Origin of the sequence: Actinosynnema pretiosum, assembly GCF_024171695.1 — a bacterium.
GTDB lineage: Bacteria > Actinomycetota > Actinomycetes > Mycobacteriales > Pseudonocardiaceae > Actinosynnema > Actinosynnema pretiosum.
Window position 1 is genome coordinate 124,325 of the sequence record NZ_JAMTCF010000009.1, and the last position, 17,814, is coordinate 142,138.

16 protein-coding genes and 1 pseudogene are annotated in these 17,814 nt (G+C 73.0%); 11 read left to right on the forward strand and 6 right to left on the reverse strand.

Annotated features, from left to right (window positions below; translation table 11 throughout):
• Nucleotides 1-50 precede the first annotated feature (50 nt).
• From LV78_RS19775 to LV78_RS19795, 5 genes are all read left to right on the forward strand, one after another.
• Complete coding sequence (locus tag LV78_RS19775) at nt 51-401, forward strand: EthD family reductase (protein ID WP_012783234.1); 351 nt, start codon at nt 51-53, stop codon at nt 399-401.
• Complete coding sequence (locus tag LV78_RS19780) at nt 398-1,228, forward strand: 3-hydroxyacyl-CoA dehydrogenase family protein (protein WP_253846752.1); 831 nt, start codon at nt 398-400, stop codon at nt 1,226-1,228. The genes LV78_RS19775 and LV78_RS19780 overlap by 4 nt, the downstream gene beginning before the upstream one ends.
• Before the next feature lie 68 nt (nt 1,229-1,296).
• Nucleotides 1,297-2,433 (forward strand): GNAT family N-acetyltransferase, encoded by a 1,137-nt coding sequence (locus tag LV78_RS19785; RefSeq protein WP_253846753.1) that lies wholly within the window; start codon nt 1,297-1,299, stop codon nt 2,431-2,433.
• A 90-nt stretch (nt 2,434-2,523) separates the two neighbouring features.
• Nucleotides 2,524-3,210, forward strand: a complete 687-nt coding sequence (locus LV78_RS19790) for a response regulator transcription factor (protein ID WP_253846754.1) — start codon at nt 2,524-2,526, stop codon at nt 3,208-3,210.
• Entirely contained in the window at nt 3,207-4,634 is a 1,428-nt protein-coding gene (locus tag LV78_RS19795) for a sensor histidine kinase (protein WP_253846755.1), read from the forward strand. The genes LV78_RS19790 and LV78_RS19795 overlap by 4 nt, the downstream gene beginning before the upstream one ends.
• 60 nt (nt 4,635-4,694) lie before the next feature.
• Here LV78_RS19795 and LV78_RS19800 read toward each other — a convergent pair whose 3' ends face one another.
• Genes LV78_RS19800 through LV78_RS19810 form a run of 3 tightly spaced genes read right to left on the reverse strand, consistent with a single transcriptional unit; the run spans nt 4,695 to nt 7,764 of the window.
• Complete coding sequence (locus LV78_RS19800) at nt 4,695-5,555, reverse strand: carbohydrate ABC transporter permease (protein ID WP_253846756.1); 861 nt, start codon at nt 5,553-5,555, stop codon at nt 4,695-4,697.
• Nucleotides 5,552-6,469 carry a carbohydrate ABC transporter permease gene (locus LV78_RS19805; protein WP_253846757.1) on the reverse strand — a complete coding sequence of 306 codons (918 nt, stop codon included), beginning with the start codon at nt 6,467-6,469 and terminating at the stop codon, nt 5,552-5,554. Before LV78_RS19805 ends, LV78_RS19800 begins: the two co-directional genes overlap by 4 nt.
• The gene (locus tag LV78_RS19810) at nt 6,466-7,764 is read right to left on the reverse strand and encodes an ABC transporter substrate-binding protein (protein ID WP_253846758.1); all 1,299 of its coding nucleotides are present in this window, start codon (nt 7,762-7,764) and stop codon (nt 6,466-6,468) included. Before LV78_RS19810 ends, LV78_RS19805 begins: the two co-directional genes overlap by 4 nt.
• 234 nt (nt 7,765-7,998) lie before the next feature.
• Here LV78_RS19810 and LV78_RS19815 point away from each other — a divergent pair, with 234 nt between their 5' ends.
• The 4 genes from LV78_RS19815 to LV78_RS42035 all read left to right on the forward strand — a co-directional run bounded on the left by LV78_RS19815 (nt 7,999) and on the right by LV78_RS42035 (nt 14,167).
• Nucleotides 7,999-10,017, forward strand: coding sequence for a beta-galactosidase (locus tag LV78_RS19815; RefSeq protein ID WP_253846759.1), 2,019 nt, complete (start codon nt 7,999-8,001; stop codon nt 10,015-10,017).
• A gap of 2 nt (nt 10,018-10,019) precedes the next feature.
• Entirely contained in the window at nt 10,020-10,820 is an 801-nt protein-coding gene (locus LV78_RS19820; RefSeq protein ID WP_096497579.1) for a DeoR/GlpR family DNA-binding transcription regulator, read from the forward strand.
• Entirely contained in the window at nt 10,817-11,911 is a 1,095-nt protein-coding gene (gene galT, locus LV78_RS19825; protein WP_253846760.1) for a galactose-1-phosphate uridylyltransferase, read from the forward strand. The genes LV78_RS19820 and galT overlap by 4 nt, the downstream gene beginning before the upstream one ends.
• A 318-nt stretch (nt 11,912-12,229) precedes the next feature.
• Nucleotides 12,230-14,167 (forward strand): trypsin-like peptidase domain-containing protein, encoded by a 1,938-nt coding sequence (locus tag LV78_RS42035; protein WP_372494964.1) that lies wholly within the window; start codon nt 12,230-12,232, stop codon nt 14,165-14,167.
• A gap of 168 nt (nt 14,168-14,335) precedes the next feature.
• Here LV78_RS42035 and LV78_RS19835 read toward each other — a convergent pair whose 3' ends face one another.
• Entirely contained in the window at nt 14,336-14,521 is a 186-nt protein-coding gene (locus LV78_RS19835; RefSeq protein ID WP_253846761.1) for a hypothetical protein, read from the reverse strand.
• A gap of 159 nt (nt 14,522-14,680) precedes the next feature.
• On the opposite strand from LV78_RS19835, the gene LV78_RS19840 reads away from it, so the two are divergent.
• Together LV78_RS19840 and LV78_RS19845 are read left to right on the forward strand one after the other, a co-directional pair.
• Nucleotides 14,681-15,181 (forward strand): MogA/MoaB family molybdenum cofactor biosynthesis protein, encoded by a 501-nt coding sequence (locus LV78_RS19840; RefSeq protein WP_012783247.1) that lies wholly within the window; start codon nt 14,681-14,683, stop codon nt 15,179-15,181.
• Nucleotides 15,178-15,348, forward strand: a complete 171-nt coding sequence (locus LV78_RS19845; protein WP_253846762.1) for a hypothetical protein — start codon at nt 15,178-15,180, stop codon at nt 15,346-15,348. Before LV78_RS19840 ends, LV78_RS19845 begins: the two co-directional genes overlap by 4 nt.
• A gap of 781 nt (nt 15,349-16,129) precedes the next feature.
• Here LV78_RS19845 and mscL read toward each other — a convergent pair.
• Both mscL and LV78_RS19855 read right to left on the reverse strand, forming a co-directional pair.
• Nucleotides 16,130-16,513: pseudogene (gene mscL, locus LV78_RS19850) on the reverse strand (large conductance mechanosensitive channel protein MscL); the annotation flags it as partial.
• Nucleotides 16,514-17,159: 646 nt separating this feature from the next.
• Entirely contained in the window at nt 17,160-17,798 is a 639-nt protein-coding gene (locus LV78_RS19855) for an SAF domain-containing protein (RefSeq protein WP_253846763.1), read from the reverse strand.
• Between the last annotated feature and the right edge of the window lie 16 nt (nt 17,799-17,814).

Below are 17,814 nucleotides of genomic sequence, written 5' to 3' on the forward strand. Positions count from 1 at the left end.
CCATCGTGCCGGTGTTACAGTCCGGCGGCGAGGGTGACGGAAGGTGTTACATGATCAAGTGCATCGCGCTGTACCGGCGGCCCGACCGGCCCGAGGAGTTCGACGAGGCCTACTTCGCCTCGCACCTGCCCCTGGTGCTCAAGACCCCCGGCCTGCTGCGCGTCGAGGTCGCCAGGGCCGGTCAGCTGCTCATCCCCGGCTTCCTCGCCGAGAACGAGCCGCACCTGATCGCCGAGATGTACTTCGAGTCCGAGGACGCCATGAACCGGGCCTTCGGCTCGCCCGAGTGGCAGGCGGGCGGCGCCAACCTCAGCGAGATCGGGGCCGCCGAGCTGATCTCCCTGTTCACCGCCGAGGTGCTCCAGTCCGGGGCGGTCGTGGACGGGGTGGCCGAGCGGTGATCGCGGCGGTGATCGGCGGCGGCACCATGGGCGCGGGCATCGCGCACGTGCTGCTGGCGGGTGGCCACCGCGTGGTGCTGGTGGAGGCGGGCGCCGAGCGGGTCGCGGCGGCCGGGCAGCGGGTCGAGCGGTCCCTGGCCAAGGCGGACGAGCGCGGCAAGCTGCCCGCCCCGCCCGCCGAGCTGCTCGCCCGGTTGACCGTCGCGCGCGAGATCGCCGACCTCGCACCCGACGTGGAGCTCGTGGTCGAGGCCGTGCCCGAGGACGCCGCGCTCAAGCGCGCCGTGCTCGCCGCCGCCGCGACCGCGTGCCCGAACGCCGTGCTGGCCTCCAACACCTCGTCGCTGTCGATCACCGCCCTCGCCGAGGGGCTGCCCGGCCACCGGGTCCTCGGCCTGCACTTCTTCAACCCCGTCCCGGTCCAGCCGCTGGTCGAGCTGGTCAGGCACGACGGCGCGGACCCGGACGTGCTCGCGCGGGCGCGGGTCTGGGCCGAGTCGCTGGGCAAGACCGTGATCGAGGTCAGGGACAGCCCCGGCTTCGCCACCTCCCGGCTCGGCGTCGCCGTCGGGCTGGAGGCGATCCGGATGCTGGAGGAGGGCGTTGCCGACGCCGAGGGCATCGACACCGGGATGCGGCTCGGCTACAACTGGCCGGTCGGGCCGCTGCGGCTCACCGACCTGGTCGGGCTCGACGTGCGCCTGGCCATCGCCGAGCACCTGGAAGCCGAGCTGGGACCGCGCTTCGCCCCGCCCGCGCTGCTGCGCGCCAAGGTCGCGCGCGGCGAGCTGGGACGCAAGAGCGGGCAGGGCTTCTTCGCTTGGTAGCCCCCACCGCCACCTGGTAGTCCTGGGGGCGCGCCACGACCCGGCGCCGCTCGTGGAGGGGGTACCCGGTGCTGATCAGGACCACCGAGCAGGCCGACGCCGCAGCCGCCGCAGGACTGAGGTCCACGGCGTTCGGCGGGCCCAAGCCGGTCGACCCGGTGCTCCCGCCTGGCCAGGACCCGCTGGTCGCCGAGGTCGACGGCCGCGTCGTGGGCGCCCTCACCGTGTGGCGGCACCACCAGTTCTGGGGCGGGCGCACCGTGCCCGCAGGGGGCGTCGGCGGGGTCGCGGTCGACCCGCACGCGCGCGGCCGGGGCGTGGCCACCGCGATGCTCACCCGCGCCGTCGAGGACATGCGCGAGCGCGGGCAGGCACTGTCGCTGCTCTACGCCACCGTGCCCGCCCTGTACCGCTCGTGCGGCTGGGAGCGCGCGGGCGTCCACGAGTGGATCAGCCTCACCCCCGGCCAGCTGCCCTCCGGCGGCAGGCCGCTCTCCCGCGCCGCCCGGCCGGAGGACGCCTCCGCCGTGCACGCCTGCTACACCGACCTCGCGTCCACCGTGGACGGGATGCTCGACCGCTCCGCGCCCGCGTTCGACCCGGCGGACGCCCTGGAGCACAACGTGGTCTCCGTCGTGCCCGGCCACGACGGCGAGGTGCGGGGCTACCTGCTGGCCGACCGCGACGCCGAGGGGCTGCGCGTGCAGGACGTCGTCGCCCGCGACCTCGACACCCAGCTCGGGCTGCTGGGCGAGCTGGCCAGCTGGGGCGGCGTGCTGCCCTCGTTCGACCTGCGCGTGCTCGACCCGGCCACCACCGGCCTGCTCACCGACCAGGCGATCAAGCACACCGTCACCACCCGGACCTGGCTGATGCGCGTGGTCGACCTGACCGCTGCCGTGGCCGCGCGCGGCTGGCCCGCCGCGACCGGGCTGCGCTCCGCCGCCGTCGACCTGGACGTCACCGACCCGATCGCCCCCTGGCACGCCGGGCGGCGCCGGATCGTGGTGGAGGACGGGCAGGTCAGGGTCGAACCCGGCGGCAGCGGCGCGGTGCGGCTGAAGGCGCGGGCGCTCGGGCCGTGGTTCAGCGGCTTCCAGAACACCCACGCCCTGCGCCGCGCCGGACTGCTCGACGGCGACGCGGCCCTGCTCGACCGGCTCACCGCGTCGACCGGCGTGCCCAGGCTCGGCGACTACTTCTGACCGCTCGGCCGACGGGCGCCCCCGGAACTTGACTGCCTCCTCACACCCGCTTCTCAGGCGGCTCTCAGGACCAGCGGCGAGACTGTCGACATGCGCATCCTCGTTGTCGACGACGACAGGGCCGTGCGTGAGTCGCTCCGCCGCTCACTGCAGTTCAACGGCTACCAGGTGGACCTCGCCGGTGACGGCCAGCAGGCACTGGAGTCGGTCCTGTCGCAGCGCCCGGACGCCATGGTCCTGGACGTGATGATGCCCAGGCTCGACGGCCTGGAGGTCTGCCGCAGGCTGCGCAGCACCGGCGACGACCTGCCCATACTCGTGCTCACCGCGCGCGACGCGGTGAGCGACCGGGTCTCCGGCCTGGACGCGGGCGCCGACGACTACCTGCCGAAGCCGTTCGCGCTGGAGGAGCTGCTGGCCAGGTTGCGCGCCCTGCTGCGGCGCACCGCCTCCGAGGTGGAGGAGACCGCCAACCTGCTGCGCTTCGCCGACCTGGAGCTGGACCCCGGCACCAGGGACGTGCGCAGGGGCGAGCGCCCCATCAGCCTCACCCGCACCGAGTTCGCGCTGCTGGAGCTGTTCCTGGCGCACCCCAAGCAGGTGCTCACCAGGGGCCGCATCCTGGAGGACGTCTGGGGCTACGACTTCCCCACCTCCGGCAACGCGCTGGAGGTGTACGTGGGCTACCTGCGGCGCAAGACCGAGGCGGGCGGCGAGCCCCGGCTGCTGCACACGGTGCGCGGCGTCGGGTACGTGCTCAGGGAGACGCCCCCGTGACCGCGCCCGGCGGGACCCGGTTCCAGCGCGCCTCGCTGCGCACCCGCGTGACCCTGCTCGCCGCGCTGTGCGTGGCGGGCGCGGTCGCCGTGGTGTCGCTGAGCGTGTACATGACGGTGCGCGACAACATGATCACCTCGTTCGACGAGAACCTGCGCCAGCGCGCGCAGGCCGCCGTGAACGCGCCCAGGGTCAACGACACGGTCAGCGAGATGCCGGGCGCGTTCCTCGCCGCCGGTGACATCAAGATCGGCAAGCTGGACTCGGCAGGCCGCATCCTGTACCCGAAGTTCACCACCGCCCCGCCGACCAACTCGGACGACCTGGCGGTGGCGAACGGCGAGCTGCTGGAGCACATCTGGACCGACAAGCGCACCGAGTACCGGGTGCTGACGGTGCCGTACGGCGACGGCGAGGCGATGGTGCTCGCCCAGTCGATCAAGCCGCTGAACACCACGCTGGGCAAGCTGAGCCTGGTGCTGTTCGTGATCGGCGGCCTGGGCGTGGTCGCGGCGGCGGCGGCGGGGACGGCGGTGGCGCGCACCGGCCTGCGGCCCGTGCAGCGGCTCACCGAGGCCACCGAGCGGGTCGCGCTGACCGGTGACCTGCGGCCGATCCCGGTGTCCGGCGACGACGAGCTGGCCAGGCTCACCCAGCGGTTCAACGCGATGCTGGGCGCGCTGGCCGAGTCGCAGGAGCGGCAGCGCAGACTGGTCGCGGACGCGGGGCACGAGCTGCGCACGCCGCTGACGTCCATGCGCACCAACCTGGAGCTGCTGCTGGCGTCCGAGCGGCCGGGGTCGCCGACGCTGTCCGACGAGGACAAGGCGGAGATCAACGACGACGTGCGGGCCCAGCTGGACGAGCTGACCACGCTGATCGGCGACCTGGTCGAGCTGGCCCGCGAGGACGCGCCGCAGGTCGTGCACGAGCCGGTCGACCTGGTCGAGGTGGTCGAGCGGGCGCTGGACCGGGCCCGCAGGCGCGCGCCCGCCGACGTGGCGTTCGACGTGAGCCTGGAGCCGTGGTCGCTGCTGGGCGACTCGAACGCGCTGGAGCGCGCGGTGCTGAACCTGCTGGACAACGCGGTGAAGTTCAGCCAGGACACCGAGGGCGGCGTGGTGCGGCTGCGGCTGCGGCAGGTCGCGGAGGGCGCGGCGGTCGTCGAGGTGGCGGACTCGGGCCACGGCGTGGCCGAAGCGGACCTGCCGCACGTGTTCGAGCGCTTCTACCGCTCGTCCGAGGCGCGCACCCTGCCGGGGTCGGGCCTGGGGCTGGCGATCGTGAAGCAGGCGGCGGAGCGGCACGGCGGCGCGGTGTACGTGGGGAGCTCCCCGGAGGGCGGGGCGCTGTTCACCCTGCACCTGCCGGGGCGGCCCGCGCTGGTGCCCGCGAACAACGGCATGGGGTACGCGGGGGTCTGAGCCGACCACGAGGAGCGGGGCGGCGCCGGGACCACCCGACGCCGCCCCGCCGCTTCCCGCTCACCCCTTCGTCGACCCCAGCGTCAGCCCGCCCACGAACTGCCGCTGGAGCACGAAGAACACCACCAGCGTCGGCAGCGCCACCAGCAGCGCCCCGGCGGCCACCAGGTTGTTGTCGGTGAAGAACGCCCCCCGCAGGTTCTGCAGCGCCGACGTCACCGGCATCTTCTCCCCGGTCTGGATCAGCACCAGCGCCCACAGGAAGTCGTTGTAGATCCAGGTGAACTCCAACGTCGCCAGCGCCGCCAGCGCGGGCCTGCACAGCGGCAGCACCACCTGCCAGTACCGCCGCCACACCCCCGCCCCGTCCACCCGCGCCGCCTCGCCGATCTCGCGCGGGATGGTCTTCATGAAGTTGCTCAGCACGAACACGCAGAACCCCGACTGGAACGCCACGTGGATCAGCACCAGGCCCAGCCGCGAGTCCAGCAGCACCCCGCTGTCGCTCACCCAGCCCGGCACCGGGGTCAGCAGGTACAGCCGGTACAGCGGCGTCACCACCACCTGCTGCGGCAGCAGGTTCCCGGCGGTGAACAGCATCAGCAGGCCCAGGTTCAGCCGCCTCGGCAGGCGGGCGACGCCGAACGCCGCCATCGAGCTGAGCAGCAGCACCAGCACCACCGACGGCAGCGCCACCACCAGCGTGTTCAGGTAGTAGCGCGGCAGCTCGGCCCGCGTCCACGCCTCCGCGTAGTTCGCCAGCGTCAGCTCCTCCGCGACCGAGAAGTACCCGTTCCGCGCGGTGTCGTCGTAGCTGCGCAGCGACGCGTACAGCGCCCACAGCAGCGGCGCGATCGTCCCGAGGCAGGCCAGCACCAGGAACCCGTGCAGCGCGACAGAACCAGCCCGAACGCCCCTCACTCCGACTCCTCCCGCCGGAACACCTGCACGAGGTAGGTGACGATGAACCCGAGCGAGATCACCAGCAGCACCACCGCCAGCGCCGACCCCCACCCGATCCGGCTGGACTCGCCGATGATGTTGTCGGTCACCAGCACCGACAGCAGCTCCAACCCGTTGCGCCCCTTGTTGATGACGTAGACGACGTCGAACGCCCGCAGCCCCTCGATCACGGTCACCACCAGCACCACCACGTTCACCGGCCGCAGCACCGGGAACACCACCCGCGTGAACGCCTGCCACCCGTTGGCCCCGTCCAGCGCCGCCGCCTCGCGCAGCGCCGGGTCCACGGCCTTGAGCCCGGCCAGGTAGAGCACCATCACGTACCCGGTGTGCCGCCACGCCGCCGCGACGAGCACCGCGTACAGGTTGACGTCCTTGTCCCCCAACCAGTTCACCGGATCGCCGTCGGCGGTCCCGAGCAGGTTGTTCAGCAGTCCCTGCTCCGGCTGGTAGACCAGCTGCCAGATGAACCCGACCAGCGCCAGCGACAGCACCACCGGCAGGTACAGCACGCTCTGGTACACCCGCCCGAACCGCAGCTTCCGGTCCAGCAGCACGGCCAGCAGCAACCCCGCCGAGGTCGGCACGAGCACCAGGAACACCAGCCACACCAGGTTGTTGCGCACGGCGGGCCAGAACCTCGGGTAGCCGGTGAGGATGTCGACGTAGTTGCGCGCCCCCACCCACTCCAGGTCCTCGACCCCGCCGATGCCGTTCCACGAGGTGAACGACAGCCCGACCGACCCGAGCGCGGGCGCCCACACCAGCGCCACGTGCAGCAGCGCGGGCACGCCGATCATCAGCGCCAGCGCCACCCGCTCGCCGCGCGTCAGGGACGTGGCGCGCTTCCCCTTGCCAGCCAAGGGCTTCACTCGGAGAAGATGGTCTTGGCCTGCTCCGCCATCCCGCGCAGCACCGAGTCCACGTCACCGGGCTCGGACAGGAACGCGGTCAGCCCGTTGGTCGCCGCGTCGCTGGCGAACCTCGGATCGGTGTCCCGGTCGAGGAACTGGGTGATGTGCGCGGCCGAGGAGATCACCTCGGAAGCCTTGCGCTGCAACGCGCTGTACCCGCTCACGTCGACGCCGGTGTTGGTGGCCACGGTCGTCGGGTCGGCCTCCAGGTACGCCAGCTGCGCCTGCGGCGACGCCAGGTGCTCCAGCAGCTTCCGCGCCCCGTCGGGGTTGCCCGGCTTGCGGGAGAGCATGAACCCGTCGATCGGCGCCTCGACGGTGTCCGTGCCGAACTCGGGGTTCACCTCGGGGAACGGGAAGAAGTCCAGGTCGTCCCGGTCCGCGCCGGTGAACTGCTGGGCCAGGAACGAGCCGAGCAGGTACATCCCGGCCTCGCCGCGCTGGAGCGACTGGGCGGCCTCCTGCCAGTCGCGGCCGAGCGCGTTCTCCTGCTGGAACGGCAGCAGCCGCTTCCAGGTGTCGAACACCTCCCGCACCCGAGGCCCCTGCCAGTCCTCCTTCCCCGCCATCAGGTCCACGTGGAACCGGTAGCCGTTGACCCGGAAGTTGAGCTGGTCGAACGTGCCCATCGCGGGCCAGCCCTGCTTCTGCGCGAACGCGATCGGCGCCAGCCCGTCCGCCTTCATCCTGGTGGCCAGCGCGACCAGCTCGTCGAGCGTGCCGGGCGGGGCGTACCCGCGCTGCCGCCACACGCTCGGCCGGTAGAACATCCCCCACGGGTACTGGGTGAACGGCACCAGGTACTGCTTGCCGTCCGCCGCCGTCGCGGCCTCCTTCACGGCGGGGGAGAAGCCGGAGCCGACCTTGGCCCACACGTCCGACAGGTCGCCGGTGAGGCCCTGCTCGGCGAAGAACCTCATGCGGTAGCCGGAGAACCAGGACAGCACGTCGTCCGGCCGCCCCTGCAGGTAGTTGTTGATCTGCTCCTGGTACTGCTCGTGCTGCTTGGTGTTGATCCGCACGCCCAGCCCGGAGGAGCCCTCGAACGACTTCAGCACCGCCGTGATCGCGTCCTTCGGCACCGGGTCGGACTGGTTGTTGCCGAACGTCACGACGTCCGCCGACCCGCCGCCGGGGTCGCCGCCGCACCCGACCAGTCCGGGCGCCGCGCTCACCCCCGCTCCCAGCGCGAGGGCGCGCAGCACGGCGCGACGGCCTAATCGGGGGGACCGCTGGGGCGTGGGCCTGGACATGATCGCTCCTGTCGGGTTGACGCAGCGCTGAACCAACCGAACGCGAATCCAACAAAGTTGCGCATAATGTGTCCTCTGTCACAAGGAACGTCAATGGCTGTTACCGGCCCGTTAAGGCGCTAGTCCGAAGCTTCTCGCCGCGCATACCAGCGGGTCGGGTGACGTGTACCGCCAAACAGTGTCAAACGGGCGTTACTGTTTGACTGTGTTGAGTTTGTGGTTCACTCTTGCGCCATGACGAGCTGGCCGACCGGACTGCCGGGCCTCGCCTGGGGCGCCGACTACAACCCTGAGCAGTGGCCCGAGGAGGTCTGGGACGCCGACGTCGAGCTGATGCGCGCGTCCGGTGTGAACCTCGTGAGCCTCGGGATCTTCTCCTGGGCGCTGCTGGAGCCCCGCGAGGGCGAGCGCGACTTCGCCTGGCTCGACCGGGCCATGGACCGCCTCGCCGCGGGCGGCGTCCGGGTCGACCTGGCCACCGCCACCGCCGCGCCCCCGCCCTGGATGACCACCGACTACCCCGAGGTCCGCCCGGTCCGCGCGGACGGCGTCCGCCTCACCCACGGCTCCCGCCAGGCCTACTGCCCCACCTCCGAGGTCTACCGCACCCGCGCCGTCGCGCTGGCCCGCGCGCTGGCCGAGCGCTACCGCGACCACCCCGCGCTGTCCGCCTGGCACGTCGGCAACGAGTACGGCTGCCACGTCCCGCGCTGCTACTGCGACAACTGCGCCGAGGCGTTCCGCACCTGGCTGCGCGAGCGCTACGGCGACCTCGACGGCCTCAACGAGGCCTGGGGCACCCTGTTCTGGTCCCAGCGCTACAGCGCGTGGGAGCAGGTCGTGCCGCCGCGCGCGACCCCCACGTTCGGCAACCCCGGCCAGCTGCTCGACTTCAACCGCTTCGCCTCCGACGCGCTCCTGGAGCTGTTCAAGGCCGAGCGGGACGTGCTGCGCGAGGTCACCCCCGGCGTGCCCGTCACCACCAACTTCATGGTCGGCTGGACCTTCGCCGACCTGGACTACTGGTCGTGGGCCAAGGAGATGGACTTCGTCTCCAACGACCACTACACCCGCTCCGAGGACCCCGACCGGCACATCGAGCTGGCCATGGCCGCCGACCTCACCCGAGGCCTCGCGGGAGGCCGCCCGTGGCTGCTCATGGAGCAGTCCACCTCGGCGGTGAACTGGCAGCCCCGCAACATCGCCAAGCTCCCCGGCGAGCAGCGCCGCAACTCGTTCTCGCACGTCGCGCGCGGCGCCGACGGCACGCTGTTCTTCCAGTGGCGCCAGTCGAAGGCGGGCGCCGAGCGCTTCCACTCGGCGATGGTCCCGCACGGCGGCGAGGACACCCGCGTGCACCGCGAGGTGCGCCGCGTGGGCGGCGAGTACGCCAAGCTGAACGAGCTGCTCGGGTCCACCGTGGACGCCTCCGTCGCGATCGTCTACGACTGGCACTCGCGCTGGTCCCTCGGCCAGGAGGCCACCCCCACCGCCGACTTCTCCTACCAGGAGAACGTCTTCGGCCTGTACCGCGCGCTGTGGCGCTCCGGCGTCACCGTCGACTTCGTGCCCTCCGGCGCGGACCTGTCCGCGTACAAGGCCGTCGTGGTGCCCTCGCTGTTCCTGCTCGACGACGCCGAGTGGCTCACCTCCTACACCGGCCACCTGCTGGTCACCCACCTCACCGCGATCACCGACACGCGCGGCCACGTGCACCTGGGCGGCTACCCCGGCCTGCTCGGCGGGCTGCTCGGCGTGCGCACCGAGGAGTTCCACCCGCTGCGCGCGGGCGAGGTCGTCCGGCTCGACGACGGCGGCGAGGTCGCCGTGTGGACCGAGCTGCTGCGCGCCGAGGGCGCCGAGGTGCTCTCCCGCTACGCCGACGGCCCACTCGCGGGTGAACCGGCCGTCACCCGCAACGGCAACGCCTGGTACCTGGCGTGCGGTCTGCGCGGCACGGCGCTGGAAACCCTGGTGTGCTCGGTGGTGGCCGACGCGGGCGTCGAGCAGGTCCTGGTGACCGGCGAGGACGGCGGCGCGGACGTCGGAGCGGGCTCGGCGGGCGTCGAGGTCGTGCGCAGGCGCGGCGACGGCGGCTCGTGGCTGGTCGCGATCAACCACGCGGGCGAGCCCGCCCTGGTGCCCGCGCGCGGCGTGGAGCTGCTGTCCGGTGAGACCGTCGCCGGGACGCTCACCGTCCCGGCGGGCGGCGTCGTCGTGGTCCGGGAAGAACCCACCGCAGAAGGGGAGTGACCGTGCTCGCGCGGCAGAGGCAGGCGGTGATCCTGGAGGAGGTGCGCCGCACCGGCGCCGTCCGGGTCAGCGACCTCGTGGTCCGGCTCGGCGTGTCCGACATGACGGTGCGCCGCGACCTGGACGTGCTCGCGTCGCGCGGGCTCCTGGAGAAGGTCTACGGCGGGGCCACCACGGTGGTCGTGCGCAGCACCGACGAACCCGGCTTCGAGGCCAAGTCGGTGCGGCAGCTCCCGGAGAAGGAGGCCATCGCCGCGCGCGCGGCGGGCCTGGTGCGTCCGGGGACGGCCATCGGGCTGTCCGCGGGCACCACCACGTGGACGCTCGCCAGGTTCCTGGAGGACATCCCGGACCTGACCGTGGTCACCAACTCCATCCGGGTCGCCGACGTGCTCCAGCAGGGCGGGCGCACCGACCGCACGGTGGTGCTCACCGGCGGCGTGCGCACCCCGTCCGACGCGCTCGTCGGACCGGTCGCGGTGCAGGCGCTGCGCTCGCTGCACCTGGACGTGGTGTTCCTGGGGGTGCACGGCATGGCCGAGCGCTCCGGGTTCACCACGCCCAACCTGAACGAGAGCGAGACCGACCGGGCGCTGGTGGACGCGGCCGGTCGGGTCGTCGTGCTGGCCGACCACACCAAGTGGGGCACGGTCGGCATCTCCACCATCGCCGACCTCGACGAGGCGGACGTCCTGGTCACCGACGCCGGACTGCCCGAGGAGGCGGTCGCGGTGCTCGGCGAGCAGGTGGGTGAACTGGTCCTGGCGCACGTGCCCGGACGGGGAGAAGAGGAACTGGCGTGACTGGCGTCAAGCGCACGGCGGGCGAGCTCGCCGACGGCCGCGAGATCATCTACTACGACGACTCGGCCGACGCGCCCCCGCGCACCGCGGTCGACACGAGGGACCTGCCGAAGACGCAGCCGCTGTCCGAGGTGCGGCAGGACCCGCTGACCGGCGAGTGGGTCGCGATGGCCGCGCACCGGCAGACGCGCACCTACAAGCCCCCGGCCAACCTGTGCCCGCTGTGCCCGACCGAGCCGGGCAAGCCGACCGAGATCCCCGAGGCCTCCTACGACGTCGCGGTGTTCGAGAACCGGTTCCCGTCGCTGGCGCAGAACACGCCCGACCTGCCGGAGACGGTCGACGGGATGCCGATGGTCGCGCGGCGGCCGGGGCGCGGGCGGTGCGAGGTCGTGTGCTTCACCTCGGACCACAACACCTCGTTCGGGCAGCTCACCGCGCAGCGGGTGCGCACCGTCGTGGACGTGTGGGCCGAGCGCACCGAGGTGCTGGGCGGGCTGCCGGGCGTCGAGCAGGTCTTCCCGTTCGAGAACCGCGGTGAAGAGATCGGCGTGACCCTGCACCACCCGCACGGGCAGATCTACGGCTACCCGTTCGTGACGCCCAAGACCGAGAAGATGCTGGCCGTCGCGGAGCGCTACCACGCCGAGCACGGCCGTCACCTGATGGGCGACGTGCTGGCGGCGGAGCAGGCCGCCGAGGTGCGCGTGGTCGCGAGCAACGCCACCTGGACCGCGTTCGTGCCCGCCGCCGCCCGCTGGCCCGTCGAGGTGCACCTGGTGCCGCACCGCCACGTGCCGGACCTGCCCGCGCTCACCGACGCCGAGCGCGACGACTTCGCCACCCTGTACCTGGACGTGCTGCGCCGCCTCGACGGCCTGTACGACCGGCCGCTGCCGTACATCGCGGCCTGGCACCAGGCGCCCGCGAAGGTCGGGCGGGAGCACTCCTGGCTGCACCTGGAGGTGTTCTCGGTGCTGCGGACGGCGGACAAGCTGAAGTACCTGGCCGGGTCCGAGTCGGGCATGGGCGTGTGGATCAACGACGCGACGCCGGAGCAGATCGCGGAGCGGCTGCGCGCGCAGGCGTGACCGGTTGTCCGACGGCCGCCGGGCCGGCGCCCCTCGGGGTGCCGGCCCGGCGGTTTTCCGTCACTCCTCCGGCCGCCCGTCGCCCGAGCGCGCCCGCCGACGCGCGTCCGACCACCGGGAGATCCCTCCGCGCCCTCGCCGCGCCCTCGCCGCGCCCTCGCCGCGCCCCCTCCGTGCCCCCTCCGTGCCCCCGCTGCGCCCCCGCCGCGCCCCTGCGGCGATCCCTCCGCGCCCCTTCCCGGTGGCTTCGGAGGACTCACAAGTGATGCCCAGATTCGTTTAAGGCTCCTCTCAGGCGCACACCCCAGAGTTGTGGACATGACCGAGAACGAGCCGCAGCGCCAGCCGCAGCAGTCCGCCGACCAGAGTCCCTGGGCGCGCGGTGGCGGCGAGGCCGGTCTTCACGCCGGTGGCGGGCAACGGGATGTCCACCAGCCGGACTCCGCGCGGGAGAGCACCGCCCGCGACGGTCAGGAGGACCGACCGACCACGCGGCTCGGTTCGGACGACTCCGACCGGTCGGGCGCGCAGGGCGCCACGACCGGTGCGGACCAGGCCGGCAGGCCCGAGGCGTTGCAGGGCGCTTCGGCCGGAACGGCCGCCGACCGGCCCGCGAGGGCCGAGTCGGACACCACCGGTGGGGCGGAGGCTTTGCAGGGGGCCGACGCCGATCGGGGAACCGGAGGGCAGGGCGTGCAGGGCGCCCAGTCCCTCGCCGGGTGGCCGGGCGCTTCGCAGGGGGCGCCCGCCCACCCGGCCTCCGGGCCCGCCGCCCAGCACCCCGCGCAGACTTCAGCGCAGAACTCGGCGCAGACCTCCGGGCAGCCGCTCACCGCAGCCGCTCAGCCCGGTTTCGCCCAGCAGCCCGGTGTGACGCAGCAGATCAGCGCGTCCCAGGTCCCGCAGGGCGGTTCCACGCAGCAGATCACCCCCGGTCAGCGGCCCTTCGGCGAGCAGCCCACCCAGACGGGCCCGTTCGCGGGGCCGGGTGGCCGGCCGACCGAACAGGGGGTTCAGGTGAACGCCTTCGGCCAGCCCGTCCAGTCCGACCCCGCCACCGGGACCGCCTACGGCCCGCCCGCGCCCGGTCGGTTCCCCGGTCAGCCGGGGGGCGGACAGCCGGGGTCCGGCCCGTACTACGCGATGCCGGGCGCGGACGGCCAGCTCCCGCCGCAGCGCGTGAAGTCCGGCGGCAGGGGCAAGGTCCTCGCCGGGGTCGCCGCCCTCGTGCTCGTGGTCGGCGGAGTGGCCGGTGGGGTCGGCGGTTACGTCGGCTACCAGGCCGCAGGCGGCTCCGGCACCGTGGTCAACGCCCTGAACGCGGCCCCGCCCGCCCAGCAGACCGCCGACGCACCCGCCGGTTCGGTGGAGGCGGTCGCGCAGAAGGTCCTGCCCACGGTGGTCCAGGTGCAGGTCAGCGGCGGCGCCGGGTCCGGCTTCGTGATCAGCTCGGACGGCCTGGTCGTCACGAACAACCACGTGGTCGAGTCGGCCGCTCGCGGCGGCGCGGTCCGCGTGGTCTTCCAGGACGGCAGGACCGCCAGCGCCAAGATCGTCGGCCGCGACCCGTCGTCCGACCTGGCCGTGATCAAGGCGGACGGCGTCTCCGGTCTGGCCACCGCCGAGCTGGGCAACTCCGCCGACCTGAAGATCGGCCAGCAGGTGATCGCGGTCGGCTCCCCGTTCGACCTGACCGGCACGGTCACCTCGGGCATCGTCAGCTCGCTGAACCGCCCCGTGCGGGCCGGTGGCGAGACGGGCAGCCAGTCCACGGTGCTCAACGCCATCCAGACCGACGCGGCGATCAACCCCGGCAACTCCGGCGGGCCGCTGATCGACATGAACGGGCGCGTGATCGGCATCAACTCGGCCATCTACAGCCCGAACTCCAGCCAGACCTCGCAGGGCGGCTCGGTCGGCATCGGCTTCGCCATCCCGATCGACCAGGCCAGGCGCACCGCGACCGAGCTGAGCGAGACCGGCAAGGCCACCCAGACGGTGCTCGGCGTGCAGGTCACCGACGCCCAGCAGGGCGGCGCGGCGGTCCAGGAGGTCACCGAGGGCGGCGCGGCGGGCCAGGCGGGCATCAAGGCGGGCGACGTGGTCACCAAGTTCGGCGACCGCCGCATCGACAGCTCGGACGCCCTCGTGGCCGCCGTCCGCTCGGACACCCCCGGCGACAAGGTCACCCTCACCCTGGCCGACGGCCGCACGGTGGAGGTCACCCTGGGCAGCCAGGAGGCCCCGGTCAACTGACCGGTGCCGCGCCCCCACGACCCACCTCCGGCGAGCCAGTCCGATCCGCCCAACGCGGAGGCCCTCGCCCCCAGAACGGCCGACCGGCCCGGTCCCCCCTACCGAGCCGGTCGGCACGCCCACCCAGCCCAGCCGGGTTCAGCTCCACCGGGTTCAGCTCGACCGGGTTCAGGCTCCCGACTCACGCGCCTCCGAGTCGGTCCCGAGGCCGCGCTCCAGCCGGTACACGCCCTCGTCCCGGCTGGAGCGCGGCCTCGTCCACTTCCCGGCCCACGTCAGCCGGGTCCCCTCCCAGCACCTCCGCGCCCGCACCCCGTGCCTCCGCACCCGGTGGCAGCGCACCGGCGCTCCCACCGCACCACCATCACCACAATCACCACCACGGGACGGTCGATGTCCGAGCAGAGCGCACACCTCCGGGTAGCCCGATCCAGTGATCACCCCGAGCCGGTCCACCACGGGCAGCAAGGTGTCATCGCACCCCCGGATCCCCCATTGGTTACGGTGGCCCGCATGGAACGCAGCGCGCAGCGCCTGGGACGCGCCCTGGTCGTGATCGTGGACGACCGGGTGGCACACGGTGAGCACGAGGACAGCACGGGCCCCCTGGTCACCGAGCTGCTGGAAGAGGCGGGGTTCATCGTCGACGGCACAGTCGCGGTGGAGGGCGAGGTGGTCGACATCCGCGCCGCGCTGAACACGGCGGTCATCGGTGGTGTCGACCTGGTGGTCACCGTGGGAGGCACGGGCGTGTCCCCCAGGGACGTGACCCCGGACGCCACCCAGGGCGTCCTGGACCGCCCGATCGCGGGCATCGCCGAGGCGCTCCGCGCGTCGGGCCTCGCGGCGGGCGCGGTGGACGCGGGTATCTCCAGGGGACTGGTCGGGATCTCCGGCAGCACCCTGGTCGTGAACCTGGCGGGCTCCCGCTCGGCGGTCCGCGACGGCATGGCGACCCTGTCGTCGCTGGTGCCGTACGTCATCGAGCAGATCTCGGGCCTGGACGAGGCATGAGCACCCCGGACCAGCCCTCCCCCCTGACCCCGGCCGAGGCCGAGGCCAGGCGCAGGAGGCTGGCCGAGGTCTTCGGCGACGTCCTGCCGGAAACCCCGGACGAACCGAGGGCGCAGGGAAGACCGGACAGCTGGTACGAGGAGAACCGCCCCCCGCACCACGGCTGACCAGCACCGCACCACCCCGAGCCACCGGCCGACCACGACCGGAGCGAGGAAGAGCCAGGCCCACCCGCCCACCAGCCTTCGACTGCGGGCGTTCACCGAACGCCCGCAGGTCGAAGGCACGCAACACCCGCACAGCACGCCCGCACAGCCGCAGCCGTACCCACGCGCCCACCGCCCGACCGCCGCGCCGCAACCCTGGTGCCGCAGCCCTGGTGCGAGGCCCCCTGATGCCGTAGCCCTGGTGTCGCAATCCCGGCGCAGCAACCTCGACGCAGCCGATCCGGCACCGCAGCCCTGGTTCCGGAGTCCCGGCGCAGCCGATCCGTAGCCACCGCACCGCACGAGCGCACCCCGACGAGCAACGCCGCGAGCGATGCCGCGAAGCGACCACCCGCCGCGCACCCGTCCGGCCCGGCCCGCACGACGCCGTCCCGTTCCACGGTGCGACTGTCCCCACCGCAGGACAGTCACCACCGCAGCTCGTTATCGCGGGTCGTCGGCCACCGCAGTGCATCGGCCACCGCCGCTTGCCTGCGATCGCCGCGCGTCGGCTACCGCGACCGCGCGAGCCCCACCGCGAAGCGCCCCGCAGTCCGGTGCGACCGGTTGCCGGACGTGCCTGCGGTGGTGATCAGCCTCGGGGGTGCTGCTGGGTGTTCGGGCGAGGCGGCTGGGCCGGCCTCGGACCGGTGCCCGGCTGGTTCCCGTACTGCTGCGGGGCGCCCTGCTGGACGGACTGCTGGACGGACTGCCCCGAAGGCCGCTGGTTGCCCTGACCCGCCTGGGCCACCAGCAGGTCGCGGATCTCCTTCAGCAGCTCGACGTCGGTCGGTTCCGACGGACCCACCTCCTGACCGCGCTCCCTCCTCTCCTTGATCTTGTTCATGGGCATCACGAACACGAAGTAGACGACCGCCGCGATGATCACGAAGTTCATCACCGCGGTGACCAGCGCACCGAAGTCCATGGTCGTCTTCGGGCTGGCGCCGAGCTGCACGGCGAACCCGACGGGGTTCTCCATGCCGCCGACCAGCGCGACCAGCGGGTTGATCAGGTTGTTGGTGAACGCGGTGACGATCGAACCGAACGCGGCGCCGATGACCACGGCAACCGCCAGGTCGATGACGTTGCCGCGCATCAGGAAGTCCTTGAAACCCTTGATCACTGCCGCTTCTCCTCCTCGGGAAGTCTCAGAGCCAGCGGAGGGTAACCGCCCCTCACGATCCCCACACCAACCCGCCCGCACCGCGCCCAGACCACCCGCCCGGCCACCCACTTTCCCGCTCACCCGGCCACCACCCGCGCGGCCACCACGGGCGCAAGCACCACCCGCGCGATCACCACCTGCGCGGCCACCACGGGCGCAACACCACCCGTCCGGCCACTATGGGCGGCAACCACCCGGTCACCCGACCCTCGACCCCCACCTGCCTGCCCGGCCATCTGCCTGGCCACCAGGCAGGCAGTTTGGCTGCCGGGCCGACCGACCGTCGGGCCGACCAACCTGCTGGTTGACCAGCCGTCGGCCGCCCGGCCGACCAATCACCGGGTTGTCGGGCCGTCCAACCACCGAGCACCTGGATGGCCTTGATGACCTGAGCGGTCCGGCGGCCTGGCAGCCGTTCGACAGTCGAGCACCGGGTGGTCGGCTGGCGGAGAGCGCGTGGCTCGTGGGGCGGAGTCGTTCGGTGTCGTTGAAGAAGCCCGTTCTGGTCCACGGAGGTCGGATGACCGGCTTGATCGCCGGAGAACGCGGCTGAGCGGTCGTCCCGGCACCTTTGCGCCGAGTTGGCGCGAGCGCGTCCCGCGACTCAGTTCGAGCGCAGCGTCAGGCCCACCTCCTGCCCCAGCGCCTCGGCCGCGACCACCGCCGCCAAGTCGCGCGGCATCAGCAGGACCACGGCCTCCTCCCGCAGCGCCACCACCACCGCGTCCCGAGCCAGCACCCGTGCTTCCGGACCAGCCCAACCCGTCCCCGGCGGACCGGAACCGCTCGCGCCCGGCTCATTCGCATCCAGCCCGGCCGAACCCGGCCCACCGGCGCCCAGCCCGCCAGCACCGAACCCGCCAGCACCGAACCCGCCGCCCACCCCGACCACGTCCACCCGGCCGCCCGTGCGCAGCAGCCCCGCCGTCACCGGGTCGAAGCGCACCGCCACCGTCGCCGCGTCCGGGTCGACCCCCGTCAGCCGCGCGTCCGTCAGCGGCTCGCCCGCGCGCGCCGCCGACACCAGGGCGCGCCCCACCACGACGTCCGCCGCCACCGCGCCATCGGGCGCTAACCCCAGCGGCGCCTCGACCACCCGGACGTCCCCCGGCGCCAGCGCGACACCGGGCGGCAGGTCGCGTGCGGCCACCAGCACGGCGGTCGTCGGCGGGGCAGGCCACAGCAGCGCTCCCAGGCCGAGCAGGGCCAGTGCCAGCGCGAACAGCTTTCGGGCGAGGTTCATGCCTCGAAGTTAGAAG